At 45.7% G+C, this 24,972-nt stretch carries 24 protein-coding genes and 1 tRNA gene; 15 read left to right on the top strand and 10 right to left on the bottom strand.

Going from position 1 to position 24,972, the window contains the following annotated elements:
- The first annotated feature begins 241 nt into the window (after positions 1–241).
- From aqpZ to MO387_RS00115, 3 genes are all read left to right on the top strand, one after another.
- On the top strand, positions 242–937 hold the full coding sequence (aqpZ, locus tag MO387_RS00125) for an aquaporin Z (protein WP_242325925.1): 696 nt from the start codon (positions 242–244) through the stop codon (positions 935–937).
- Between the two features lie 164 nt (positions 938–1,101).
- Positions 1,102–1,482, top strand: coding sequence for a DUF2750 domain-containing protein (locus tag MO387_RS00120; RefSeq protein WP_006080744.1), 381 nt, complete (start codon positions 1,102–1,104; stop codon positions 1,480–1,482).
- A 25-nt stretch (positions 1,483–1,507) separates the two neighbouring features.
- Positions 1,508–1,957, top strand: a complete 450-nt coding sequence (locus MO387_RS00115) for a hypothetical protein (RefSeq protein WP_006080743.1) — start codon at positions 1,508–1,510, stop codon at positions 1,955–1,957.
- Between the two features lie 128 nt (positions 1,958–2,085).
- Here the strand turns inward: MO387_RS00115 and erpA are convergent, their stop codons facing one another.
- Positions 2,086–2,436: an iron-sulfur cluster insertion protein ErpA gene (gene erpA / locus MO387_RS00110; protein WP_006080742.1), complete on the bottom strand. Its 351-nt coding sequence runs from the start codon at positions 2,434–2,436 to the stop codon at positions 2,086–2,088.
- Entirely contained in the window at positions 2,429–3,232 is an 804-nt protein-coding gene (locus tag MO387_RS00105) for a DUF6776 family protein (protein ID WP_107946817.1), read from the bottom strand. Before MO387_RS00105 ends, erpA begins: the two co-directional genes overlap by 8 nt.
- A 74-nt stretch (positions 3,233–3,306) precedes the next feature.
- On the opposite strand from MO387_RS00105, the gene MO387_RS00100 reads away from it, so the two are divergent.
- The 3 genes from MO387_RS00100 to hemL all read left to right on the top strand — a co-directional run bounded on the left by MO387_RS00100 (position 3,307) and on the right by hemL (position 7,646).
- Positions 3,307–5,031, top strand: coding sequence for a chloride channel protein (locus MO387_RS00100; protein ID WP_006080740.1), 1,725 nt, complete (start codon positions 3,307–3,309; stop codon positions 5,029–5,031).
- A 276-nt stretch (positions 5,032–5,307) separates the two neighbouring features.
- Positions 5,308–6,327, top strand: a complete 1,020-nt coding sequence (locus MO387_RS00095; protein WP_006080739.1) for an aspartate carbamoyltransferase — start codon at positions 5,308–5,310, stop codon at positions 6,325–6,327.
- Positions 6,328–6,353: 26 nt separating this feature from the next.
- Positions 6,354–7,646, top strand: a complete 1,293-nt coding sequence (gene hemL / locus MO387_RS00090) for a glutamate-1-semialdehyde 2,1-aminomutase (RefSeq protein WP_006080738.1) — start codon at positions 6,354–6,356, stop codon at positions 7,644–7,646.
- A 113-nt stretch (positions 7,647–7,759) separates the two neighbouring features.
- Here hemL and MO387_RS00085 read toward each other — a convergent pair whose 3' ends face one another.
- The gene (locus MO387_RS00085; RefSeq protein ID WP_107946816.1) at positions 7,760–7,957 is read right to left on the bottom strand and encodes a hypothetical protein; all 198 of its coding nucleotides are present in this window, start codon (positions 7,955–7,957) and stop codon (positions 7,760–7,762) included.
- Between the two features lie 551 nt (positions 7,958–8,508).
- Between MO387_RS00085 and nhaD the strand changes: the two genes are divergently transcribed.
- Positions 8,509–9,756 carry a sodium:proton antiporter NhaD gene (nhaD, locus tag MO387_RS00080; protein WP_107946815.1) on the top strand — a complete coding sequence of 416 codons (1,248 nt, stop codon included), beginning with the start codon at positions 8,509–8,511 and terminating at the stop codon, positions 9,754–9,756.
- 108 nt (positions 9,757–9,864) lie between these two features.
- On the opposite strand, the gene MO387_RS00075 is transcribed toward nhaD, so the two are convergent.
- Both MO387_RS00075 and MO387_RS00070 read right to left on the bottom strand, forming a co-directional pair.
- The gene (locus MO387_RS00075) at positions 9,865–10,983 is read right to left on the bottom strand and encodes a general secretion pathway protein GspB (RefSeq protein ID WP_107946814.1); all 1,119 of its coding nucleotides are present in this window, start codon (positions 10,981–10,983) and stop codon (positions 9,865–9,867) included.
- The gene (locus MO387_RS00070) at positions 10,983–12,656 is read right to left on the bottom strand and encodes an ExeA family protein (RefSeq protein WP_107946813.1); all 1,674 of its coding nucleotides are present in this window, start codon (positions 12,654–12,656) and stop codon (positions 10,983–10,985) included. The genes MO387_RS00075 and MO387_RS00070 overlap by 1 nt, the downstream gene beginning before the upstream one ends.
- Positions 12,657–12,834: 178 nt before the next feature.
- Here MO387_RS00070 and MO387_RS00065 point away from each other — a divergent pair, with 178 nt between their 5' ends.
- The gene (locus MO387_RS00065; protein ID WP_107950152.1) at positions 12,835–14,085 is read left to right on the top strand and encodes a multifunctional CCA addition/repair protein; all 1,251 of its coding nucleotides are present in this window, start codon (positions 12,835–12,837) and stop codon (positions 14,083–14,085) included.
- Between the two features lie 233 nt (positions 14,086–14,318).
- A complete protein-coding gene (locus tag MO387_RS00060) occupies positions 14,319–14,585 on the top strand; it encodes an Lpp/OprI family alanine-zipper lipoprotein (protein WP_006080732.1) in 267 nt (88 codons plus the stop codon).
- A 621-nt stretch (positions 14,586–15,206) separates the two neighbouring features.
- On the opposite strand, the gene MO387_RS00055 is transcribed toward MO387_RS00060, so the two are convergent.
- The 4 genes from MO387_RS00055 to folB form a co-directional block, all read right to left on the bottom strand.
- Positions 15,207–16,049 carry a putative RNA methyltransferase gene (locus MO387_RS00055; protein ID WP_107946812.1) on the bottom strand — a complete coding sequence of 281 codons (843 nt, stop codon included), beginning with the start codon at positions 16,047–16,049 and terminating at the stop codon, positions 15,207–15,209.
- Positions 16,050–16,166: 117 nt separating this feature from the next.
- On the bottom strand, positions 16,167–16,967 hold the full coding sequence (locus MO387_RS00050) for an undecaprenyl-diphosphate phosphatase (RefSeq protein ID WP_006080730.1): 801 nt from the start codon (positions 16,965–16,967) through the stop codon (positions 16,167–16,169).
- A gap of 18 nt (positions 16,968–16,985) precedes the next feature.
- Positions 16,986–17,489, bottom strand: a complete 504-nt coding sequence (gene folK, locus MO387_RS00045) for a 2-amino-4-hydroxy-6-hydroxymethyldihydropteridine diphosphokinase (protein WP_107946811.1) — start codon at positions 17,487–17,489, stop codon at positions 16,986–16,988.
- Positions 17,490–17,558: 69 nt separating this feature from the next.
- Positions 17,559–17,909: a dihydroneopterin aldolase gene (gene folB / locus MO387_RS00040; protein WP_006085037.1), complete on the bottom strand. Its 351-nt coding sequence runs from the start codon at positions 17,907–17,909 to the stop codon at positions 17,559–17,561.
- 268 nt (positions 17,910–18,177) lie between these two features.
- Here folB and plsY point away from each other — a divergent pair, with 268 nt between their 5' ends.
- On the top strand, positions 18,178–18,789 hold the full coding sequence (plsY, locus tag MO387_RS00035) for a glycerol-3-phosphate 1-O-acyltransferase PlsY (protein ID WP_006080727.1): 612 nt from the start codon (positions 18,178–18,180) through the stop codon (positions 18,787–18,789).
- A 93-nt stretch (positions 18,790–18,882) separates the two neighbouring features.
- Here the strand turns inward: plsY and tsaD are convergent, their stop codons facing one another.
- Positions 18,883–19,899, bottom strand: coding sequence for a tRNA (adenosine(37)-N6)-threonylcarbamoyltransferase complex transferase subunit TsaD (tsaD, locus tag MO387_RS00030; RefSeq protein WP_106649813.1), 1,017 nt, complete (start codon positions 19,897–19,899; stop codon positions 18,883–18,885).
- Positions 19,900–20,114: 215 nt separating this feature from the next.
- Here tsaD and rpsU point away from each other — a divergent pair, with 215 nt between their 5' ends.
- From rpsU to MO387_RS00005, 5 genes are all read left to right on the top strand, one after another.
- Positions 20,115–20,330: a 30S ribosomal protein S21 gene (gene rpsU / locus MO387_RS00025; RefSeq protein WP_006080725.1), complete on the top strand. Its 216-nt coding sequence runs from the start codon at positions 20,115–20,117 to the stop codon at positions 20,328–20,330.
- A 6-nt stretch (positions 20,331–20,336) separates the two neighbouring features.
- The gene (locus tag MO387_RS00020) at positions 20,337–20,780 is read left to right on the top strand and encodes a GatB/YqeY domain-containing protein (protein WP_006080724.1); all 444 of its coding nucleotides are present in this window, start codon (positions 20,337–20,339) and stop codon (positions 20,778–20,780) included.
- An 83-nt stretch (positions 20,781–20,863) separates the two neighbouring features.
- The gene (dnaG, locus tag MO387_RS00015; protein WP_107946810.1) at positions 20,864–22,585 is read left to right on the top strand and encodes a DNA primase; all 1,722 of its coding nucleotides are present in this window, start codon (positions 20,864–20,866) and stop codon (positions 22,583–22,585) included.
- A 135-nt stretch (positions 22,586–22,720) separates the two neighbouring features.
- A complete protein-coding gene (gene rpoD, locus MO387_RS00010) occupies positions 22,721–24,559 on the top strand; it encodes an RNA polymerase sigma factor RpoD (RefSeq protein ID WP_106649811.1) in 1,839 nt (612 codons plus the stop codon).
- 255 nt (positions 24,560–24,814) lie between these two features.
- Positions 24,815–24,891: transfer RNA gene (locus MO387_RS00005), tRNA-Ile, on the top strand.
- Positions 24,892–24,972 lie beyond the last annotated feature (81 nt).

Below are 24,972 nucleotides of genomic sequence, written 5' to 3'. Positions count from 1 at the left end.
TCCGTCACTGAAGCTTAATCAAATCTCACTATATTGAAGCTGATGCTGAATATTGCTCTAAAACAACTCAAACACTTGGTCATTGCCTCACAAGCGTTCGACAAAAACTGCTGTTAAGGGAACTCATGTCACGCGCGCGATTTTGCTCACTCAGACAAAATCCGTCAATAGACAGGTAAATAAGGAATAAAGACGCACTCGTTAACAAACAAGTGTCTTTAACATAATAGGAAACCAATCAATGAATATGTCACAAAAAATGGCGGCGGAATTTCTTGGCACCTTGTGGTTAGTCCTTGGAGGCTGTGGCAGTGCGGTACTTGCCGCTGCATTTCCCGAGGTGGGCATAGGCTTACTCGGTGTCGCGCTCGCGTTTGGCTTAACGGTTCTGACTATGGCATTTGCGATTGGCCATATTTCAGGTTGTCACCTTAACCCAGCGGTGTCATTCGGCCTTTGGGCTGGCGGACGTTTTCCCGCATCGGAGTTGTTGCCCTATATCATAGCCCAAGTCGCGGGCGGGATTGCAGGGGCGGGTATCTTGTATCTTATTGCTTCTGGGCAGGAAGGATTTTCACTCGCCGGCGGATTTGCCTCTAACGGTTTTGGTGAGCACTCCCCTGGCGGTTACAGCATGCTGTCGGTCATGATTTGCGAAGTTGTTATGGCACTGTTCTTCTTAATCATTATTTTAGGTGCCACCGATGAACGCGCCCAAAAAGGGTTTGCCCCGATTGCGATAGGTCTAGGCTTAACCTTGATCCACCTAATCAGTATTCCAGTGTCCAATACTTCGGTGAATCCTGCGCGCAGTACAGGTCCTGCGTTGTTTGTCGGTGACTGGGCGGTATCGCAGCTCTGGTTATTCTGGGTAGCCCCGATTGTCGGCGCCATTTTGGCAGGCTTTATCTATCGCTACTTCCGCGCGGCAGAATAAACATCGAAGATCTAACACAACAGCGCCCTCTTGGCGCTGTTGTTCTTTTTCTAATCCCGCTCTAATGTTACCATTTAGCCAACTGGTGAATTTTGCTGTGCCCTAGGTTTTTACATTAGAGACACAACAGGCTTCGCCCTATTCAAGCAAAAGAGATATTTTTCATGAGCAAGACTGTTAAAACCCTCGCTGAGACAGCAGCAATGACACCAGAAGCCCGTTACGATTACCTCGTTGAGCAAGTCAAAGAACATAAAGTTCTTTGGACATTACAAGACCAAGACGGTTGCGTAATGCTGACCACTGAAGAAGAAGATTGCATTCCAATGTGGCCAACCGAAGAAGCGGCTGAATCTTGGGCTGTGGATGAATGGAGCGATTGCCAAACATTAGCGATCCCATTTGATGAATTTCACGAAAGATGGGTGCCAGGCATGGAAGATGACGACCTGTTCGTTGCCGTGTTCCCAGTATTAGATGATTTAGGTGTGGTTATCCCACCTTATGAATTAGATCAACGATTAGCACCTAAGCAAAGCCATTAATCTCAATCGCTAAGCGAGAATGTCTATGAGCGAGCAAGAATCGGCGATACCGACACCTAAGGCTGACGCGGCCGTGAGTTCACGTTTACCCAAACGACTGATTGCCCTGCTGCTAGTGTATGTTGTTGCGTCCGTGAGCGGCTTAGTCGCTAAACAAGGCGTGTTATTTTGTCTACTGACACTCTTGATGGTGATTGCCATTATTGGTCGACAAAAGGCGGCGCTTATCATGCTGCGTGGCTACACAGTCGTGCAGCTTGGCTTGATTAGCATGTTGCCAGTGATCATGTACGATCCCGGCAATTTAGTGGTAGGCCCGACGACAGTGCATTTAGGTGAATGGCAGGGAAAACTACCTGACTATGTGATTTTTATCGCGTTAATCATCTTGTCATTACTGCAAGTCTGGGTCGCTTTTGATAAAAAGGTAAAGGCGTGGTTTAAACCTAAGCTTAACCTGAACATCATGAGTTAAGTTCGTAGCATACTGAATTTTGCCCAACAAAAAGCCGTCATTGCGACGGCTTTTTTGATCTCACTTCACACCTTAAAAGCGCTAAGTGAGCAGTCTTTATAGAGAAACTCTTTACACAGAGACAATCTTTATACAGAGAAACTGGCACCACAGCCACAGGTCGTGGTTGCGTTAGGGTTTTTCACAAAGAAGCGAGAACCTTCGAGTCCTGAAGTGTAATCCACTTCACCACCGACTAAATATTGTAGGCTCATAGGATCGACAACTAAGAGGACGCCTTGTTTTTCTATCGTAAAATCGCCGTCATTGACCTTTTCATCAAAGGTAAAGCCGTACTGAAATCCAGAACAACCACCACCAGTCACATAGACTCGTAGCTTAAGCGCAGGATTTTGCTCTTCTTCCAGCAAACCTTTCACCTTAGCGGCTGCCGCATCGGTAAATTGGATTGGCATTGCTGTATCAGCTTGATCAGTCATTACTACCTCTTACATCAGTTTTCTGGGGCAAATTATCCTTTACCTGACTGTTTTGTTCAAGTATTACCCGTGGTTCTTTTTCACCCTGTAATAACTCAGGGGCACTATAGACATGTTCTGTCTGCGAATTCTTGGTCCAGCGGCTCGAAGGCACCAGCACTTTGACTTTCACTTGCTGTAAACTAAAGCCAGCAGGAACAGTGACCTTGGTATCTATGACCTGAAAATAGCGAAAATCAAATTCCAACTTAGAACCCGTGAGTTTGTTCACACTCAAGCTAACGGATTTGCCATCTTGAACGCCAATTAATGTCAATTCGACTCGACCTTGAATCGCTTGCTTGCGCTTTTGCAGCTGAGTTAATACCAGTTTGAGATTGTACTCATCGGCTAAAACGCCCGGCGTCATTTCAAGTCCGTGGATGGCGACACCTTCGGCATTATCATCCGGTGTCATAATGCTACGGTAAAACGCCAGCTCATGTTCCAATTCTTTTTGCTTTTTCATCTGCTGGCCAAACATATCTTGCATTTGGGCGTTAGCCTCACGCTCGACGGACAGCTCTAGATTTCGGGTCGCTAGTAATTGGGTCTGTGTTTCTAATTCAGCACTCAAGCGTTGGGCTTTGCTGCTGATGTGTTTAACCACGGGCTCATCGCTGCTTAGTAGCAGAAAACTTATCCAAGCCCCAAAAATAATAGAAACTAACACTAAAAGCGATAAATACACTGAAGATGGACGATACTTGAGATCCATCACTTGCAGCCGATCTAGCCAACGATGATAATTTGGCATTAGGTAACAGCCCCTTATATAAAATACAATCAACTCAAGAACGAGTTCGATACAATACAACTCAGGCCAATGCAGTGCAATTAACGATAAATAAAGTCGCTATTCAACATGCCATAGTCACAGCCAAAAAGTATTTAACCAATGAGCTACGTGACCATTTATCCCAAGCGAGGATCAGTGCACAACTGTGCATACTGGCACTGCTGTTTGCCATTTTCGCATCCTGCGTGATCTTACTGTTTCGACTCTTGCTCGTTTGGGCCAACCATTACACCCAAATACAGGCGCTGGATTTTACGGGGAACGTCGCCGACTGGCGAGCCCTGTTACCACTTTTAGGCGCAATATTAATTTGGATTGTGGCTAAGCTAGGCTCTAAACGTTATAAGCGTATGGGAATAGCCTATGTGTTACATAGAGTTAAACTGCACTACGGTAAAATTCCGCTGCAATCTGCCGTAGGGCAATTTTTTCAAGCACTGTTCGCCCTCGGTACCAATTTCTCCGTCGGCCGCGAAGGTCCAGCCATTCATCTGGGTGCTGTCAGTGCCAGTTTTCTCGCCGAAAAATTCAATCTTCCCGATAACAGTGTGCGTATTATGTGCGCCAGTGGCATTGCCGCAGGGATTGCCGCGACCTTTAACGCGCCCTTGGCGGCAGTGATTTTTGTTCTCGAAGTAATTGTCCGTGAATATAAAGTGCATTACTTCTTCCCGATTATGCTCTCCGCAATTTGTGGCGCGGTTTCAAGCCAATTAGTGTTTGGTAATGTGCACGAATTTGACCGTATTCAAGTGATCCACATTCCCTTAGATCACTACCCTATTCTCGCCATCGGCGGCGTGGTATTGGGCTGCGCTGCGGCGCTGTTTAATTACTCACTCTTAAAAGTTACCGCGACGGGGCAAAACTGGCCACTGATTTACCGGCTATTATTGGCGGGCAGCGTCACCACGCTAATCGGTCTCGTGTTGCCGCAAGCCCTTGGCACGGGCGATCTCGCCATTAGCGAAGCCATTAGCCAACATCCAAGCCTGTTGCTGTTAATCGCCCTGTTATTTGCCAAAATCATTGCCACTATTGCGGCGATTGGCTTAGGTATTCCAGGTGGTTTGATTGGTCCACTCTATGGTATCGGCGCGCTGCTCGGCGCGATTTTGGCGCTGATCAGTGCCATCTTATTCCCGTCCATCGCCCCTTATGTAGGGCTTTACACTGTGATCGGCATGACGGCCATGATGGGCGTGTGCTTAAGCGCGCCGCTGGCGGCGTTAGTCGCCCTGCTAGAAATGACCAATGATGCCAGTATTATCCTGCCGGCGATGTTTGTGACTATTCCCGCATTTTTAATTGCCTATCAAGGTTTTAAGACTAACTCTATTTTCTTTAAACAATTAGAAATCATGGGGCTAGGCTATAAAGTTGCGCCAGTAAATTTAGCGCTGCAGAAAAAAGGCGTGCGAGCCTTGATGGATAAACGCTTTGTTATCGTCAATAACAACGATGAATTGTTACTCGAAGTGCTTAAACGGGCAGAAGGTCGACCTGTGCTGGTTCGCAATGCCGATGGCGTTATCGAAATGCTCAGCCTTGAAATGCAATCCTACGATGACAGTACCACGCTATCGCGCCATCCCATGCAAGGCTTAAGCGACAGCACTACACTCAATGAAGCCTATTTACTCTTGTCACCCAAGCGCAGCGGTGAGGTGTTTATCTATCAAGATACGCCCGATAACGTGGTCGGGGTGATCAGTTGGTCAAACCTGCAACAGGAAATTCGCTTAGGCCAAGCCTAACGTCAATTTAAAACATCGATTTAAAACCTGATATCAATTTAAAATCTGATAGTGATGCAAAACCTAATATCGATGCCAAACCTTGATACCAAACCTAAGGCGGCAGATTAAAAGCTTTGGGCTTCATCGCAAAAATCTAACACAGTGGCAATGTGGCTATTTCGTTGCCCCTGTGCTTCTGCTACAATCGCGCCTCAGCCACCCTACATAACATCAGGGCAGATAAGCGCGATACCGCAGCTTAAAATGCCCCCTAGCAAATTGGAAAACAGGCTGATGAATCAGTTCGAAGGATCCCATATCCTCTCCGTAAACCAGTTAGATCTTGACTCAATCCAAACTATTTTTAATGTCGCTAGCCGCATGATGCCCTATGCACTTCGAGAGAAGCGCAATAATGTGCTCGATGGCGCCATTTTAGGTAACCTGTTTTTCGAACCCAGTACCCGTACCCGCGTAAGTTTTGGCTGTGCCTTTAACTTACTTGGCGGCCATGTGCGTGAAACCACAGGTATGGCTTCATCGTCTTTATCTAAGGGTGAGTCCCTGTACGATACGGCGCGCGTGTTATCCACTTATTCCGATGTGATTGCCATGCGCCATCCAGACTCTTATTCAGTGAAAGAGTTTGCCGAAGGCAGCCGTGTCCCAGTGATCAACGGTGGCGATGGTTCGAACGAACATCCGACCCAAGCTCTACTCGATTTATACACTATCCAAAAAGAACTCAAATGTGCCGGCCGCGGTATCGATGGCATGCACATAGCAATGGTCGGCGACTTAAAATTTGGCCGTACCGTGCATTCACTATCACGCTTACTCTGCATGTATAAGAACATCAGTTTCACACTGATTTCACCTGCTGAATTAGCGATGCCTGATTATGTGATCTCCGACATTGAAAATGCTGGCCATAGCATCAAAATAACCGACCAGCTTGAAGGCCATTTAGATAAAGCAGATATTCTGTATCTCACTCGCATTCAGGAAGAGCGCTTCCCTTCACAGGAAGAAGCGAATAAGTATCGCGGCAAGTTCCGCTTAAATCGCAGTATTTACACTCAGCATTGCAAATCGAACACTGTCATTATGCATCCGCTTCCAAGGGATTCACGCGCGCAAGCCAATGAGTTAGATAATGATTTGAACAGCCACCCTAATCTCGCTATCTTCAGACAGGCGGATAATGGGCTGTTAATTCGCATGGCTTTGTTTGCATTGACACTCGGCGTTGATCATCAACTCGAAAAATATGAGTGTCCGGTTAATTGGTATTCACGTAAAGCCGATCGCTAGTTGGCTACAGACTTTAAGGACTAAACATGACCCGTTCCGAAGCGTTATTTGAACAGGCTAAAAAAACCATCCCCGGCGGCGTTAACTCTCCGGTTCGTGCATTTAATGGTGTAGGCGGTTCACCCCTGTTTATTGAAAAAGCAAACGGCGCTTATATTTACGATGCCGATGGCAAAGCTTATATCGACTATGTCGGTTCTTGGGGCCCGATGATCCTCGGCCACAATCACCCTAAAATCCGTGCTGCGGTATTAGCGGCAGTGGAAAATGGCCTGTCTTTTGGTGCGCCAACTGAGCTTGAAGTGCAAATGGCCGAGAAAGTCATCTCTATGGTGCCTTCTATCGAGCAAGTTCGTATGGTGAGCTCTGGTACAGAAGCTACGATGAGCGCCATTCGTTTAGCACGCGGTTTTACTAATCGTGACAAGATCTTAAAATTCGAAGGTTGTTACCACGGCCATGCGGATTGCCTGTTAGTTAAGGCTGGTTCTGGCGCACTAACTTTAGGCCAACCTAGCTCACCCGGTATTCCAGAAGATTTCGCCAAGCACACCTTAACGGCTGTGTATAACGACTTAGATTCTGTCAGAACCCTGTTCGAGCAGTATCCAACAGAGATTTCTTGCATCATTATCGAGCCCGTTGCTGGCAACATGAACTGTATTCCACCTATCCCAGGTTTCCTTCAAGGTCTGCGTGACATTTGTGACGAGTTCGGTGCCTTAATGATCATCGACGAAGTGATGACAGGGTTCCGCGTATCACAAAGCGGCGCTCAAGGTTACTACGGCGTCACACCTGACTTGACCACGCTTGGTAAAGTGATTGGTGGCGGTATGCCAGTAGGGGCCTTCGGTGGCCGTAAAGATGTGATGCAGTTTATCGCGCCTACGGGTCCGGTTTACCAAGCGGGAACGTTATCTGGTAACCCAATTGCGATGTCAGCTGGTTTGGCGCAAATGGAAGCCCTGTGTGAAGAAGGTCTGTACGAAGAGCTAAGCGCGAAAACCAAACGTATTGCAGAAGGTTTTAAAGCGGCAGCAGACAAGCACGGTATTCCAATGGCGATCAACTATGTTGGCGGCATGTTCGGTTTCTTCTTCACAGAACAACCGGAAATCACCCGTTTTGACCAAGTGACCCAATGTAATATTGAGCAGTTCCGTATTTTCTACCACGGCATGTTAGATGAAGGCGTGTACTTGGCACCTAGCGCTTATGAAGCCGGTTTCCTGTCTATGGCCCATGGCGAAGAAGAAATGCGCTTGACCTTAGAAGCGGCTGACCGCGTATTAGCGAGCATGAAAGCGGCAAGCTAAACCTAGATTTTAGGGTTGCTGCAGCTTAAAAATAACAAAGGGACGCAATAGCGTCCCTTTGCTTTACTGAGATTTAGCTAGCCTTACTTCGATTCAGTTAGCTTTGTTTAACGTTAGTAGCTATCAGACTTTTTAGAACCTAAAGCCGATTTAAATATTATCGCTGCCACGACCAGCTGTATGGTCAAATTGATATGCTCAATAGCCAGCTCAGGCTGACTCATCACGCCCAGCGCAATAAGCTGCTTGCCAGAATACGTTAACCAAACCACTGAGCCCAAAAGCAAAAGGCTCCGGATAACAAATGTCATTTACATCTACTCCAAAAACACAACATCCGGTGTTAACACAACATCCTGTGCCCAGATAAGAAAACAGCCACAAGATAGCGCTCACTTTGTATCCAGTCAAGATTTTGGCAAAGACATTTTTGTGACACGCGAATCAATTAAGCCATTGAGATCAATAACAGGGGAAAGAGTGGAAAAACGACTCCACTTTGGCCTCAGCATTCATGGATCTCTTCCTGAACAAAAATTAATTGAAGGATCGACAAACTGACTGCTTAGACTTTAATCGTAGATCTCACTTTTAACGCAGTAATCAAATCAAACAATATAGTCAATCACACTAACAAAAATCAAAGTTCCGATATATAAAACCAGTTTATCGCTAAAATGCATGGGATCAACATCACAAAGCAGCAGCAAATTGAGTCACAGCTAACAGTTGCGTTCTTTAGCCCATTATGTTCTGATCCGCACGCGCTAACACGGCTAGCTTAATTCAGCCTTGATATGCCCAATCTTTAGGTTGACTCAAGTCGCCCTACGACATTAAAACAGCAGTTGGAATTGCAGTTATGTTAAATACCTTTCTCATCATACTAGCCGTGCTCGCATTGCTCAGTATTATTTTCGAAGAAGTGACCCACCTTAATAAAGCAAAAACCACCTTATTCTTTGGTTGTATCTCTTGGATAGCGCTGTTTATGGCTGCTGGTGAACCGGCCCATGAGAAACTCGTTGCCCATCAACTCAATGAAAATTTGCTCGAAATTGCCACACTCTGGCTCTTTCTGATGTCGACCATGACCTTCGTCGCGTACTTGAACGCTAAAGGCATGATCCAAATCATGGTGCAAAAGCTGTTCCCGCAGAAAGTGTCGGTGCGCATGTTGATGATCCAAGTTGCCCTGTTCGCACTCGTGCTCTCGGCATTTTGTGATAACGTCACCGCGACGTTAGTGTCATTAGGCTTATTAACCACCTTTAAACTCGACAAGCAAATGCGCCGCAGAATGGCAGTGTTGATTATCTTCGCAGTGAACTCAGGCGGTGTCGCTTTGATCACCGGCGATGTGACAACATTGATGATCTTCTTAGGCGGCCATGTGCATATGTCCGAACTGCTGGTGTTGTTTATCCCATCGGCCGTGAGCGTGATTTTGTTGGCGACCCTGTTCTCACTCAAAGCCGAAGGCGTGGTGAGCACGACCCCCATCAAACACACCTATCAAACCGTTGATGTCATGATTGCCCTCGTGTTCTTCTGCACGATTTTAATGACCATGTTACTGAACATATTGTTTGGTATCCCGCCAGTGCTGACCTTCCTAACGGGTCTGTCAATCATGTTCCTGATTGGCCACACCACGCGTAGCGATAAAGAAGAAATCAAAATACTTGAGTATATTCGCCAAGTAGAATACGACACCCTGTTGTTCTTCTTAGGTATTTTACTGCTCGTGGGTATGCTTAAAGAAATCGGCACCTTAGACATGCTGACCGAAGCTTATACTATGTTTAATCCAAACATCTCTAACTTCGTCACAGGTATCGGCTCAGCCTTGATTGATAACGTGCCATTAACCGCGGCATTGTTAAAAGCAAGCCCTGTGCTTAATACCCCTGAATGGCTTGGCTTGACCTATAGCGTTGGCGTAGGTGGCTCACTGCTGATTATCGGTTCAGCATCGGGTATTGTAGCCATGAGTAAAGTGAAAGAACTGACGTTTGTGAGTTACTTAAAATACGTTCCAGCACTTTTCCTTTGCTACAGCGTCGGTTACGCACTGACCCTATTCTTAGCCTACAGACTGTTTGATTAAGTTGAGATTCATTAAGATCAAAAAAGGCGCCTAGGCGCCTTTTTCATTTCTACTCTTTAGCTATGACTTACACAGATAACCGCTAGCATTGCTCATCGTAAAGCCAGATTATATTGCAGGCACTTTAAACTGGGTACCTTGAATATCTAACACTATGTCCCTTGGACGAATGGAGATAATCTTCAGCTTACCCGCAATCATATCCCCTTCCTGCAATTCTGCACCGTCCACATTCAGCCACCTTTGGGTCGGATCGCTGGAATAAACATGGGCGACAATATTAAATTCTGGCACTTGTAATTGCAGCCCGGCAGGTAGTTGACCGTATTTCGGGATATCATCTGCAACCGTTTTAGGAATAGGATCTAATTTTGCTTCAGTGACATTTGTCTCCGCCGCATTGGTGTATTCCACATCCTTTAACGCACTTTGAAAGGAAGCCACTAACTTATCTTCATCGCGACTTTTGTTGGTTTCTAAACCGACATCTTCCGCCGCCGCACTCACTTGCTGACGCAGCGCCTCAAGACTCGCAAGACCCGACTCATTGGCATTAGCGCCTAACATCATAGGTTGCTGTGTTTGCGTGTCTGTAGACATAGACGCAACTTCGCGACTTGCTGCGTCCACTTGGGCTGACGTCGACATATAGTCTCCGTAGCTGGAATCGCTATTACTCGGATCGCTGTTGTTAGGAACACTATTTTTAGGAACACTGTAACTTTGAGCAGCATTGCTGTTCATATTCGCGCTAGAAGCCTGAGGCGAGTTTGATACTGCCCCGCCCTGATATTGCGATGATGCCGTTAACTCGGGCAAAGTCTGTGCCCGAGGCAGCGCCACTTTTCCTGCGAGTCGAACACCGGTATTATCACTGCCCTCAGATTGCGGCTGAGCAACCGATTCTGTCGAGACAGTCTGAAGCTCACTTTTAGCCACTGTCGAAGCTGGTAATGAAGATGCAGTTGGTGGCAATACCTTTGCCACTGCCACATTATTAGTTGAAGCATGCTCGGTTGAAATATGTCGAGTTTGGTCCCAAACACTTAATCCCCAAGCGACGCCAATTCCGGCGGCGACAGCGACGACAAGTAAGGACAACTTGCCTATCGGCACGCCTGATTTACGTGGCTGCGGGTAATTCGCCCTTGGCGTCATCACTGCATCGGGTAAAGGCGATTGTTGCTGTTGTTTATTGCGGGTCACGGCATCGAGTAAAATGGACATCAGCTGCGCGCCCCATTATCGGTTAAACGTGGACCTTGCTGACTTAAATACAAATTTAATCTCACTAATGTCTGATTTCCGGCAATACCATCGGCTTTTAAACCATGCTGACTTTGGAAGCTTTTAAGATCACTTTCCAGTTGCACATCGAATTGATTGACCCTGCGAGTATTGCGATTATTCACATGGGCTAAGGCATTCTCTAACCATTGCAGTTGACCTGGACTCGATTTTTGACTGATATCCATCATAGGCAAATTCGGTGCTTGCCACAGGATTTCGAAGGTGCCACTGAAATGTTGATTGAACCAAGCTCTATCAACCCACAGTTGTTGTTCACCTAACTGCATCAGCAACTGCTCACCATCCACTGCAATCACAGCGCCATAAAAATCCTGTTGGTTATCATCAACCAAATACACCACGGCTGGATAATTAAGCCGAGTCAGTGACATCCAGTTACCCTGCTGCTGATAACAAGCCAATCCTTGCTCAACCGCAGATTGGCAGGCGGTTAAACCTTTATAAGGTACTTTGCCCCACACGCTAAACAAACCCGCAAAGGCGGTATCGATATCGCGACTCTGATTAATCGCATCATTAAGTAAGCGCTGATTGGGATCTGGAATAGACCCCTGACTGCTTTGCTGATCTACGGGTTGTACTAACTTGCTGATCCCTTCGGTCGCACTCAAAGCTTGAATGTTTGATGCAGCAACATTTGCTGACGTTGACTCAAGGGCCATACTAGACGCTGACGCGGCATTGACAGGCTTGTCGGTAAATAGCCAATAGGAAACACCAAAAGCGACAAATAACGCCGCAGCGGTCGCTATCGGCCAAAGATACCTATTCTGAGTTGGCTCCTCTTCACCTAATACTTCAGCCGCAGCTTGCCGCACCATATGATGATCGATGGGCACCCGCGATTGCGCATAGCCCGCCATCAGCGAGCGTTCACATAAGAGGTTAATTAATCGAGGGATGCCGCCACTGTACTTTTGTAACACCTTAACGGCTTTGCGGGTAAACAAAGGTTCAAATCGTCCCGCGACTTGCAAGCGATGCAATACATAAAGGGCGATTTCATCTTCATTTAGCGGTAATAAATGGTAGCGTGCAGTGATCCGCTGGGCTAACTGGCGCAGCTCTTGGCGCTTCAATAACAACTGTAATTCTGGCTGACCGATTAAAATGACCTGCAGTAACTTCTTAGTGTCCGTCTCAAGATTGGTCAGAAGGCGCAGTTGCTCCAATACCTCAGGGCGTAAATGCTGCGCTTCATCGATAATGAGCACGGTATTACGACCTTTGCTGTGATTATCCAATAAAAACCGACTCAAGTGATCGGTCAACTGCTTGAGTGTGGGATTATCTCCGTAGGCAATCTTAAGTTCATCGCAAAGCGTGGCGAGCAACTCGAGCTCTGTAAGCGATGGATTAAGGATAAATGCGGTGTCAGTATTATCGGGCAATTGCCCAAGTAAACAGCGAGATACCGTCGTTTTACCCGTGCCAACTTCCCCTGTTAGCAACACAAAGCCGCCCGTTTCCCCTAACCCGTAGGTTAAATGGGCCAACGCCTCTCTATGCCTATCACTCAAAAACAAATAATGGGGATTGGGTGCAATCGAAAAAGGGTTATCGCTGAGTCCGTAAAAGGCCTTGTACATACCACCAATCATCCTAATTTAAAAATAACGCCCCACGTTAAAGCGTCCCAATGTTATTGTCAAAATATCCGCAACATCAATGTGACACATAAGTGCGCAAATATCTCGCGACGACTTTATCTATCACCTTAATTGGCATGATAAGCTATGTTTATGACACATTAGCCGAATCTTGCCTGTGAAAATATATCTCGTCGGCGGTGCTGTGCGTGACAGCCTGCTCAATCTCCCTATCAAGGACAAAGATTACCTCGTCGTTGGTGCGACTCCAGAACAAATGTTGCAACTGGGATACCGCCAAGTCGGTAAAGATTTCCCAGTATTTCTGCATCCTAAAAACCAACAAGAATATGCGTTAGCCCGAACAGAACGAAAAATTGGACTGGGTTATGGTGGTTTTAGCTGCCATGCAAGTCCCGATGTGACTTTAGAGCAAGACTTGTTGCGCCGAGATCTGACCATCAATGCTATCGCCCAAGATGAAAAGGGCAACTTATACGATCCTTTTAATGGCATTGAGGATATTAACGCGCGCCTATTGCGCCATGTGTCGGATGCTTTCGTTGAAGATCCGCTTCGCGTATTGCGTGTCGCCCGCTTTGCCGCAAGGTTTCATGCCTTAGGATTTCACATTGCCGCAGAAACTCTGGCACTGATGCGCCAAATTAGCGCAAGCGATGAGCTTAACTCGTTAACAGCGGAGCGAGTTTGGCAAGAAGTCGATAAAAGCTTAGGCGGACCTCACCCAGAGGTCTTTTTCGAGGTACTCCACCAATGCGGCGCCCTTGAAGTACTCTTTCCTGAGATCTTTGCCTTATTTGGCGTTCCTCAACCAGAAAAATGGCATCCTGAAATTGATACCGGTGTGCATACTTTAATGGTGCTCGCCCAAGCCGCTCTTCTCACTGAGGATAAAAGCGTTCGTTTTGCCGCTCTCGTACATGATTTAGGCAAAGCCCTCAGTCCAAAAGCGCATTTACCTAAACATCACGGTCACGGTCAAAAGGGCTTACCGCTGATAAAAGCGCTCTGCACCCGTTTACGAGTGCCGAACGAAACCCGCGATCTGGCGTTACTGGTCAGTGACCAACATCAGAACGTTCATCAGGCCTTCGAGCTTAGAGCCGAAACGATCGTAAAAATATTCGATAAAGCTGACTTTTGGCGTAAGCCAGAGCGCTTGACGCAGCTTATATTAGCCTGCATCGCCGATATGCGTGGTCGCACAGGATTTGAAAACAACCCCTACCATCAGGGTGAATATTTAACTCAATGCTTCCTTGCCGCCAATAATGTCGATATTGCCGCCATTATTGCCGCAGGTTTCCAAGGCGCAGAGATAAAGCAGGCGTTAAATTTACGTCGGATTGAAGCGGTCAGTCAGTTTAAACAAAAAATGCAAACTAAACTGCCGACGGATGAACGGTAATTTGTAAAGGATTTGTAAGTGGCGCATCACTTTATAGTGAAAAATACCCTCCTTTACGATTAGAAATGTCGATATAACTTATAAAAAAAGCTTTTAAAAAAAATTTATATGCCTATAGTGGTTAAACACATTAATATTCGTAGCAAATTAAAATAGCTATGTCATAATTAGGCAGTTTCGCTTACAAAGTAACGAAACATTCAAATCCAACCTATTTTAAGGGATTTTTTACAATGAACAAAAAAGTACTGATGATTGCTGGTTTAGCAATGACTGCCCTACTAGGTGGTTGCGCGAACACTACTGCTCTGGAAGAAAGCGTTGCAACTCTGGGCAACAAAGTTGATCAATTGTCAGCTGATGTTGGTTCTCTGAAATCAGAGCAAAGCAAACTGTCTGCAGACGTTAAAGATGCAAAAGCAGCATCTATGGACGCACAAGCAGAAGCTAAACGCGCAAACGACCGTTTAGACAACGTTGCTTCTCGTTACAAGAAGTAATGAAAGGTAATTTAGCTTACTGTTTAGTAAGTTAAGACAAAAGGCTTAAGAAAGATGAAAGCGATAAGCACATCAATCTAAGCCTTTTTTTATGCCTGTCATTCAAGGTATTGATACTCAAAATTGTCAATCCACTAATACAAAAACGCTAAATTGACTTTAAATTTCCAAACGCATCTTTAAAGGTTATCCCCCAATCTCCTTAAAAAGTTAACTTTTGTATGCGCCTGTATAAACGGATCCCATTCGTCTTTTAATTAAAACCTTCGTTATTAATCTAAGCTTCTCATTTAAACTTTTAAGTATTCTTAAAAGTCAGTCTCGTTTATCTTAAAAATGGTTTTTTATAAAATAATAATATTTCTCTTTTAAAGAAAAGCTATTGACAAAAATCGAGGCTACATGGGAAACAAAGACAATAAGTAGTCTGTATTTGTCACAGAACAAATAGGCCTAAAGTTAAAAATAATAACAGCTTCGGCCCATATAACATAAAAACAACATGAAAACGTCAAACAGAATCATAGACTTGAGTAATATAGCCTTTTAAAGCATCTAAAAACCATCGAACTAAGCCTATGAATTGGCTTAAAATTAACCGCATCAACTGCAGATTTTAACCTATAGCGATTCAACCACGCGTTTATGTGCTGAGACTAATACATAGTCAATTTCCAACGACTCAAAATGATTAGCTTGAATATCGTGCTTCATCTTGTCAGTTGCACGCCACGCATAAGGCGCCATATCCAATAGCGTTAATGCCTGCTCACCGGTAACAGATAAAGTGAAGCTCAGTGCCTGAGTGTCTTTTACCGATAATGCAGAGGGCAAATTCACTTTGAAAGGTTTTTCAGCCAAGTCAGGATAAATATATTCCCTGAGTTGCCATAGGTGTCGTGGCCCAGGCATAACCAGTAACATGGTCCCATCGTCTTTCAATATCCTAACAGACTCTTTTCCCTTTAACGGCCGATCAATAACAGTAATAAAATCCACACAATTATCGATAAAGGGTAATTTTTTAGAAGAGCTTAAACACAAGATCCCAGGAGTCTGCGCCTTCGCTGCAGCAAAAATAGCATTTTCTGCGTCCGCTACGCCCACGTACTGGACGTTTAGCGGATTTTCGACCTCAGCCAGCTTGGAAGCTAAAGCACGCAAGAAGAAGCCCTCAGCGCATTCATAATCCAATAAACAAGCATCAGGCTTGATAGATCCAGTGATTATCTCAGCCAGTTTATCGATCAAAGGCGAAAAGATGCCTGATTCGAGCAGAAAACGCTTAGCTCTAACTTGCTCGCGCGAATCACCAGTCGGCTTTTGGCGTTGTGGTTTAGTAAAAACCCAATAGCCTTGCTCATTCCGATCGAAGTGATGCTTATTGACACAATAAAAACCTTGGGAGGCTTTGTGTTGTTTTAACGCAAGTCCGCAGGTTGGACACTGATATTCGAGACCCATATAAAGCTCCAAAAATAAGTTAAGCTTCAGAAAATGAGGAAGCTCCAAAAACAAAAATCGGGTACATGACCCGATTCTATTATTTATTATCTCACTATGATGACTAAACTCGCGTGGCTAGAAGAAGATAAATCCACACAAGACTGCACCGAGTGCTAAACGATAGATCACAAACGGGGTCATTCCCATGCGGCTGATGATTTTTAAGAAGTAATGAATACAGGCATAAGCGGCAACAAACGAAATCAGAGTTCCTAGGATTAACGCTTGATAATCAATCGGAAGCTCACTTTTCGCCAGATCTTTACCCACTAAAATCGCCGCACCTAAACTCACAGGAACTGACATTAAGAATGAAAAGCGGGCCGCTGCATCACGACTTAAGCCTAACATTAGCGCCGCTGTCATAGTGGCACCAGAGCGCGAAGTCCCTGGGATCAAGGCCAATGCCTGCGCGAAACCAATTAACAAGGCTTTACGCCAGCCCGTCTGATAAACCGTTAAATCGCGGCGCGACATCTTATCGGCCCACCACAACAATAAACCAAATACGACGGTAGTGACCGCGATGACCTCAGCATTACGTAGGTGAGTCGCGATAAAATCCTTTGCCAGAAAACCAAAAAACACCGCTGGCAAGGTCGCCAGAATAATCCACCACGCCAGCTTGCTGTCTTCGGATTGTTGACCTCTGAAAATGCTCGCAATCCAAGCATTAAACATAGTCCATAACTCGTGTCTGAAATAAATTACCACAGCAAATAACGAACCTGTATTCACCGCCACATCGAAGGATAAACCTTGATCTTCCCAACCTAAAAGCTGTGCGGGTAAAATTAAGTGGGCAGAACTAGAAATAGGTAAAAACTCGGTTAGCCCTTGAATAAGCGCTAAAATAATGACCTGAAACGTATCCATGACAATCCTATCAATAAATTAAAACGTCAGCCCTGGGGGCCATTCAAACGTCACAGGCCAAAGTCGCTGTGAATCTTTGTCATACTCTTGCCACAAACTTGCATAGCTTTTATCTACCACGGGATGAATCAATTCCGGCGCTAACTCGGCTAATGGCCATAACACAAAGGCATTATTGACTATCTCAGCACGGGGTAGCACAACAGGCGTTTGGCATACCACATGGTCATAAAGCAGCAGATCTAAATCTAAGGTTCTTGGGCTAAATTTCTTCGCCCCGGCAAGCCGGCCGTGATTCTGCTCGATTTGCTTAAACTGTGCAACTACCGCCGCTATATTAAGATCCGTTTCAGCGCTAGCAACCATATTCAAAAAGTTAGTGCCACTGAAACCTACCGCTTCACTTTCATACATAGAAGAGAGGCGCAGCGGCCCGAAAAACGCTCGCAGCGATGTTAATCCTGCTTGCAGATGCTGTTCAGGCTCGATATTGCTACCCAGACTGATATAAATACGTGCCATGCTAATGTCCGATTTATCTGAAGATAAACACTATTTCTCAATCAACAGCGCAGTTGATCAAGTACTCATCTAACGTGAACGTTCAATCTCGACGCCAACCGAAGCTGCAGTTGCTACCGCACCTGGCTTCATCACGACAACTTTCACCCAAGTCACGTTAAATTCTTGAAGTAGGCAATCGGCCACTCGCTCGGCAACCGTTTCGATTAACTCGATTGGATGCTCAGTAACAAGTTGGGTTAATCGATTGGAAACTGTCTCATAGCACAGCGCATATTGATAATCATCCGTCGCTGCAGCAGGTTTGTTATCCCACGCCATGTCTAAGTCTAATAACAGGCTCTGATGGATTGTCTTTTCCCACTCATAGACACCAATCACAGTATCAATGCGCAATTGCCGTATAAGTACCTTATCCATGCTTTCTCCAACTAACTGACTACTATGAGGTCTGATAAGCTAAAATCGATCCTAGCTGTATAATCCGCAATCTTCTGACAGATAACTAATTTACTTTCTACTCGAGCCAATCCACAGTAGGATAACGCCCTAAAAGGATTTGCTCATTCAGAAAATATCTCAGCCCCAACTAGGCGAGTTATCGCACAAACCTATAGCGGGATTGACAACTGAGTCAGCTTTTTAAATTGTTGCGCGATAATACCTTAAGACGCGTAAGGAAACCAATGTGAGTCCATTAACACAGACACTTTTGATGATTTTGGCCGCCTATTTGGCTGGTTCAATCTCAAGTGCCGTGCTGGTTTGTAGGATGAGAGGTCTACCCGATCCAAGATTGCAAGGTTCAGGCAATCCAGGAGCCACCAATGTACTAAGAATTGGCGGCGCGAGTTCGGCTGCCATGGTGCTGTTTTTCGACATGCTCAAAGGTGCCGTGCCTTCTTATTTAGCTTATCTCATGGGCATAGATGCAGTGTCACTCGGACTCATCGCCATCGCCGCCTGTCTTGGGCATATTTATCCAGTATTTTTTGGATTCAAAGGTGGCAAAGGCGTTGCTACCGCCTTTGGTGCCATGGCTCCCATTGGTGATGATTTAGCGATTTGCTTAATGGCATCTTGGGTCGTCCTATTGTTAATTAGCCGCTACTCGTCCCTTGCCGCAATTCTTACCGCTTTACTGGCGCCCCTCTATACTTGGTGGCTAGACGACAGATTCACCATTCCAGTTGCCATGTTGTCGACACTTATCATCATTCGCCATAAAGACAATATTCAGCGCTTACTCAAGGGTGAAGAATCTAAAGTGTCACGTAAGAAGCGTCCTAAAAAATCTTAAGATGACATTAATCCCAATAAAATTACCCCAATAAAAAACTGCGCTAAAAGCGCAGTTTTTGTATCAATATTACGTATCAGCATTAACAACCTGTTATGCCACAGGTGGCAAGGTATCTAATGGCCATCGAGGTTGACCTTTTACCGCTAAATCTTCGTGTTGTCCCGCCTTTAAACGCTGTAATCCCGCAAAAGCGATCATGGCGCCGTTATCGGTACAAAACTCACCGCGGGGATAAAATACCTTTCCACCTAGAGAGCCCATCATTTCAGCCAAGGTTTCCCTTAAGCGCGTATTTGCACTCACGCCACCAGCAATCACTAAGCGGTTATAGCCAGTTTGCTTCAGCGCGCGGCGACATTTAATCGCTAGCGTATCGACCACGGCTTCTTCAAAGGCACGGGCAATATTGGCGCGCGTTTGCTCATCGTCAGGTTCGGCAGCAATGGTATTAGCGGTAAAGGTTTTTAACCCCGAAAAGCTAAAATCGAGTCCAGGTCTGTCGGTCATAGGTCGCGGGAATTTATACCCTGCAGGTAAACCTTTAGCAGCAAGCTTTGCTAAACGCGGACCACCGGGATAATCCAGCCCCATTAACTTGGCCGTTTTATCAAACGCTTCACCCGCAGCATCATCAACCGACTCGCCTAATACTTCATAACGACCAATCCCATCGACTTTAACCAACATAGAATGGCCACCAGAGACCAATAAGGCCACAAAGGGGAACTCAGGCGCGTCATCTTCGAGCATAGGCGCCAGTAGATGTCCTTCCATATGATGCACACCGATAGCAGGCTTGTCCCAAGCAAACGCCAGTGACCGCCCCACACAGGCGCCGACAAGTAAAGCACCAATTAAACCTGGGCCCTTGGTGTAGGCAATCCCGTCGAGATCAGCCATTTCAGTATTCGCATCTTTCAGCGCTTGACGAATAAGCGGCACAATTTTGCGCACATGGTCACGTGACGCCAGTTCAGGCACCACACCACCATAGTCAGCATGCAGCTTAACCTGACTGTATAAAGTGTGCGATAATAAGCCCAGCTCATCGTCATAGACGGCGATACCTGTCTCGTCACAGGATGTTTCAATACCTAGAACCCGCATGGTGTCTCATCAATTGCTAACAAAAGGGCGCTAATTCTACCTGCAAGCGCTCGATTACTCCAGTCGCACAGGCCATATTGAGTCCACTATAGGACTGAGCTCAGTTTTAGGGCTTTACAAGCCTAGGTGTCTCGGTATAAAATTCCGCACCATTTTAAATAGACTTGGTTCGAGTAATTGAACCAGAACAACCTACACCTAAGGGGTGATGGCGTATGCCAATTATTAAAGTACGTGAAAACGAACCATTCGACGTAGCTCTGCGTCGTTTCAAGCGCTCTTGTGAAAAAGCTGGTATTTTAGCCGACGTGCGTGCTCGTGAATTCTACGAGAAGCCAACTACTGCACGTAAGCGCGCAAAAGCAGCTGCAGTTAAACGTTTAGCTAAGAAGCTTTCTCGCGAAAACGCACGTCGCGTACGTTTATATTAATCTCATATGAGCCTAATTGATCAGCTAAAAGACCACATGAAGCAGGCCATGATCGCCAAAGAGAAGGCGCGCTTGAGCACTATTCGTATGGCATTAGCCGCCATCAAACAGATTGAAGTGGATACCCGCGAATCTCTGACTGATGAACAGGTTATAGCGGTCTTAACCAAAATGGTGAAACAACGTCGTGACTCGATTGCTCAATTTGAAGCAGCGGGTCGTAACGAGTTGGCCGACGTGGAAGCAGCAGAGATTCAAGTTATTGAAGCTTTCCTGCCTACCCCTCTTACAGAGGCGGAAGTCGCGGCGCTCATCGATGCAACTATTGTAGAAGTAGGTGCATCCGCCATGGCGGATATGGGCAAAGTAATGGGAGCATTGAAATCTAAAGTGCAAGGACGTGCAGACATGGGCGCTATCGGCGCTATGATCCGTGCAAAATTGCAATAATTAGCGTTTCACTGTATGAACAAGCCGTGCCTATGCGCGGCTTGTTTGTTTAAATTCGCGCAAGGCGGGATTTTAAGCACTCAATGGCAATACCTCGTGATTTTATCAATGAGCTAATCGCTCGCACTGACATAGTCGAACTTATCGATCGTAAGGTGCCCTTGAAAAAGGCGGGTAAGAACTACTCGGCCTGTTGTCCTTTTCATAGCGAAAAATCACCTTCGTTTACCGTCAGCCGTGATAAACAGTTCTATCATTGCTTTGGCTGCGGTGCTCACGGCAACGCCATCGATTTTGTGATGGAGTATGACCGACTCGATTTTATTGATGCCATTGAAGATTTGGCGGGCCAGCTTGGATTAGAGGTTCCCAGAGAACAAGGCACAGGCAAGCGACATGATGACGGTTTAAGTCGTGACTTATACCAACTCATGGAAGAAGCGAGCCTTTACTTTCAAAACCAACTTAGACAACACCAAGATAAACAAAAAGTTATCGATTATCTTGCCTATCGCGGTTTATCCGATGATGTAGTCGAACATTTTGGTATTGGCTTTGCGCCAGACGGTTGGGACGGCTTATTGGGCCGCTATCGTCAGAATCAGGATGCGCAGGATAAATTACTCACTGCGGGTATGTTAATTAGTAACGACAGTGGTAAACGTTACGACAGATTTCGTGACCGCCTGATGTTTCCTATCCGCGACAGGCGCGGACGAGTCATTGGTTTTGGCGGCAGAGTTTTAGGTGATGGCACACCCAAATACTTGAATTCTCCAGAAACGCCCATATTTCATAAGGGCAATGAGCTTTATGGTCTTTATGAACTAAAACAACGCCATCGCGATCCGGACAAAGTCTTGATCGTAGAAGGCTATATGGACGTGGTTGCACTGGCGCAGTTTGGCGTTGATTACGCGGTTGCTTCATTAGGCACCTCGACCACAACAGAACAGTTTCAGTTGTTGTTGCGCAGCGCAAAAGAAGTCATCTGTTGTTATGACGGAGATAAAGCTGGAAAAGCAGCTGCATGGCGCGCCTTGGATACTGCTCTGCCAATACTAAATCCTAACTCTCAAGTCAGGTTTATGTTTTTACCTGAAGGAGAAGACCCTGACTCATTAGTTCGTAAGATAGGGAAAGATGAGTTTGAGAGCCGCTATGCAGTAAGCAGTACAATAGAAGCTTTTCTATTCGACAATTTAGCATTAATGCATGGTGTCAATGAAGCTGCAATGACTCGAGATGCAATATCCTACATAGAAAAAGTTCAAGATAGTGTTTTGCAAGGTATTTTATTGAAAAACCTTGCATACAAAATGAAAAAAAACAATGTCACTGAATTAAGAAGAGACATTAAGATTAATGTTGCTACACAACCATTAGCAAACAAAGGATTAAAAGGACGCGGTACACCCTTGCGACTCGCCATCGCATTGCTAGTACAACATCCTAAACTGGGTATGGGTTTACCCCCACAACCCGCACTCGCCCACTTGCAGATGCCAGGCATAGAATTGCTGCCACTGTTATTGGAGATGACTCGAGAGCAAACGTTAAACAGCGCACAACTACTTGAACAATTCAGAGAGCACCCTTACAGCGGCACTCTGCATAAATTGGCCCAATGGGACCATCAAGTGGCGGATGAAAACTTGCTCGAAAAGTTTAAACAAACCCTGGTTTGGTTGAACAATCAATATATTGAACAACGATATCAGGAATTGAGTCTAAAACAGACTCATACTAAAGAAGAGAAGATGCAGCTCTCGAAGCTGATCTCAGTCATGAAAGGGTTGAACTGAGGCAAAAATGTCCTCATTCACTGTCCCAGTGACTAGCACAGACATGTGCACACGGCTATAATTGACGATTTGCGCGGCACTTAGCTTATGCTAAGTGTCCGTCGTTGTAACAGTTTCCCAACTTGGATGATATCTATGGATCATACTCCGCAGTCGCAACTTAAGCTGTTGCTTGCCAAAGGTAAAGAGCAAGGTTACTTAACCTATGCAGAAGTGAACGATCACTTACCTGCAGACATGGTCGATTCTGACCAGATCGAAGATATTATCCAGATGATAAATGACATGGGTATCCGGGTATTCGAAGAAGCCCCAGATGCCGATGACATGATGATGTCGGAAGACAACACAGACGAAGATGCCGCTGAAGAAGCCGCTGCCGCACTCGCAACAGTAGAAAGCGAACTTGGCCGCACAACCGATCCAGTGCGCATGTACATGCGTGAAATGGGTACCGTTGAGCTTCTGACCCGCGAAGGCGAAATTGTTATCGCCAAACGCATCGAAGAAGGCATCAACACAGTTCAAAGTTCAGTCGCCGAGTACCCGCAAGCGATCGCGATGATCCTTGAGCAATTCGACCAATTTGAAGCCGACGAACTGCGCCTATCTGATATTATCTCTGGATTTGTTAACCCGGACGAAGAAGACGTCGCACCGACAGCAACTCACATCGGCTCAGAATTATCTGAAGAAGAGCTGGACGATGAAGATGACGAAGATGATGACGAAGACAGTGAAGATGAAGAAGAAGGCAACAAAGGGCCTGATCCTGAAGAAGCACGCGAAAGATTCGCTCAACTGAGAACCGCCTACGAAAGTGCACTGAAAATTATCGAAGCTAAGGGCCGTGAACACCCAGAATCGGTAAAAGCACTATTCGAAATTGGTGAAATCTTCAAAGAATTCCGCTTAGTACCTAAACAGTTTGACCGTTTAGTAAAAAGCATGCGCACTATGATGGATCGCGTGCGTGTTCAAGAACGTTTAGTGTTAAAACTATGCGTTGAACAAGCCAAAATGCCGAAGAAAAATTTTGTTAAATTCTTCACTGGCAACGAAACCAACCTCGATTGGTTCAACACTGAAAAAGCCTCAACTAAACCTTATGCCGAAGGCCTAAGAATGGTTGAAGACGACGTGATCCGTTGTCGTACTAAGCTTGCAGCAGTTGAAGAAGAAACTGGCTTAGCGATTTCAGCCATTAAAGACATCAACCGTCGTATGTCAATCGGTGAAGCTAAAGCCCGCCGTGCGAAGAAAGAAATGGTTGAAGCAAACTTACGTCTGGTCATTTCTATCGCGAAGAAATACACCAACCGTGGTCTGCAATTCTTGGACTTAATCCAAGAAGGTAACATTGGCTTGATGAAGGCCGTGGATAAATTCGAATACCGTCGTGGTTACAAGTTCTCGACCTATGCAACTTGGTGGATCCGTCAGGCGATTACTCGTTCTATTGCCGACCAAGCGCGTACCATTCGAATTCCAGTACACATGATCGAAACGATCAACAAGCTGAACCGTATCTCTCGCCAAATGCTACAGGAAATGGGCCGCGAGCCTTCACCTGAAGAACTGGCTGAGCGTATGATGATGCCGGAAGATAAGATCCGTAAGGTACTGAAAATCGCCAAAGAACCTATCTCCATGGAAACTCCAATCGGTGACGATGAAGATTCGCATTTAGGTGATTTTATCGAGGATACGACCCTCGAACTACCACTGGACTCAGCGACCAGCGAAAGCTTGAAAAACGCCACACACGAAGTGTTAGCAGGTCTAACCGCCCGTGAAGCGAAAGTACTGCGTATGCGTTTTGGTATCGATATGAACACTGACCACACACTTGAAGAAGTGGGTAAGCAGTTCGACGTGACCCGTGAACGTATTCGTCAGATTGAAGCTAAGGCACTGCGCAAACTGCGTCACCCTTCACGCTCAGAAATCTTAAAATCATTCCTAGATGAATAGGCCGTTATAAGCCTAAAGTCAGCTAAGTAAGATTTGAAGCCCTGCCTATGCAGGGCTTTTTATTGCCTATCCGGCGGCAATATCCGCATAAGCACGCTATGGAAGCATTAAATTTAGCCGACGATGGCATTTAAGTTGATTAACAGATAACCAATTGAATCAGTTGCGTGAATTTCCAGCCAAAACACGGGTGACAAGCGTAAGTAAGCTTAGTATACTTCCTCCCGCTTCAGGTAATGACGATTACCTTAAGTCGGCCCCTTAGCTCAGTTGGTTAGAGCACACGACTCATAATCGTTAGGTCCACGGTTCAAGTCCGTGAGGGGCCACCAATTTTTTTGATTAGCCGCTTAAAGAAATTAAAGCGGCTTTTTCATATCTGAAATTCAGCATTAGCTAGCCCTGTCTATATC

The organism is Shewanella sp. N2AIL, from assembly GCF_022690845.1.
In the GTDB taxonomy this organism is placed as follows: domain Bacteria; phylum Pseudomonadota; class Gammaproteobacteria; order Enterobacterales; family Shewanellaceae; genus Shewanella; species Shewanella baltica.
The sequence above is the reverse complement of the archived record's forward strand: the minus strand, read 5'-3'. Positions and strand labels throughout refer to the sequence as shown.

Coding starts and splice junctions, on each gene's coding strand:
- MO387_RS00075 (WP_107946814.1), bottom strand. CDS start 10,983: ATGTCCATTTTACTCGATGCCGTGACCCGCAATAAACAACAGCAACAA.
- MO387_RS00050 (WP_006080730.1), bottom strand. CDS start 16,967: ATGGATACGTTTCAGGTCATTATTTTAGCGCTTATTCAAGGGCTAACC.
- MO387_RS00095 (WP_006080739.1), top strand. CDS start 5,308: ATGAATCAGTTCGAAGGATCCCATATCCTCTCCGTAAACCAGTTAGAT.
- MO387_RS00115 (WP_006080743.1), top strand. CDS start 1,508: ATGAGCGAGCAAGAATCGGCGATACCGACACCTAAGGCTGACGCGGCC.
- erpA (WP_006080742.1), bottom strand. CDS start 2,436: ATGACTGATCAAGCTGATACAGCAATGCCAATCCAATTTACCGATGCG.
- MO387_RS00060 (WP_006080732.1), top strand. CDS start 14,319: ATGAACAAAAAAGTACTGATGATTGCTGGTTTAGCAATGACTGCCCTA.
- MO387_RS00120 (WP_006080744.1), top strand. CDS start 1,102: ATGAGCAAGACTGTTAAAACCCTCGCTGAGACAGCAGCAATGACACCA.
- rpsU (WP_006080725.1), top strand. CDS start 20,115: ATGCCAATTATTAAAGTACGTGAAAACGAACCATTCGACGTAGCTCTG.
- dnaG (WP_107946810.1), top strand. CDS start 20,864: ATGGCAATACCTCGTGATTTTATCAATGAGCTAATCGCTCGCACTGAC.
- MO387_RS00070 (WP_107946813.1), bottom strand. CDS start 12,656: ATGTACAAGGCCTTTTACGGACTCAGCGATAACCCTTTTTCGATTGCA.
- MO387_RS00085 (WP_107946816.1), bottom strand. CDS start 7,957: ATGACATTTGTTATCCGGAGCCTTTTGCTTTTGGGCTCAGTGGTTTGG.
- folB (WP_006085037.1), bottom strand. CDS start 17,909: ATGGATAAGGTACTTATACGGCAATTGCGCATTGATACTGTGATTGGT.
- MO387_RS00055 (WP_107946812.1), bottom strand. CDS start 16,049: ATGGGTCTCGAATATCAGTGTCCAACCTGCGGACTTGCGTTAAAACAA.
- aqpZ (WP_242325925.1), top strand. CDS start 242: ATGAATATGTCACAAAAAATGGCGGCGGAATTTCTTGGCACCTTGTGG.
- tsaD (WP_106649813.1), bottom strand. CDS start 19,899: ATGCGGGTTCTAGGTATTGAAACATCCTGTGACGAGACAGGTATCGCC.
- rpoD (WP_106649811.1), top strand. CDS start 22,721: ATGGATCATACTCCGCAGTCGCAACTTAAGCTGTTGCTTGCCAAAGGT.
- nhaD (WP_107946815.1), top strand. CDS start 8,509: ATGTTAAATACCTTTCTCATCATACTAGCCGTGCTCGCATTGCTCAGT.
- folK (WP_107946811.1), bottom strand. CDS start 17,489: ATGGCACGTATTTATATCAGTCTGGGTAGCAATATCGAGCCTGAACAG.
- MO387_RS00020 (WP_006080724.1), top strand. CDS start 20,337: ATGAGCCTAATTGATCAGCTAAAAGACCACATGAAGCAGGCCATGATC.
- MO387_RS00105 (WP_107946817.1), bottom strand. CDS start 3,232: ATGCCAAATTATCATCGTTGGCTAGATCGGCTGCAAGTGATGGATCTC.
- hemL (WP_006080738.1), top strand. CDS start 6,354: ATGACCCGTTCCGAAGCGTTATTTGAACAGGCTAAAAAAACCATCCCC.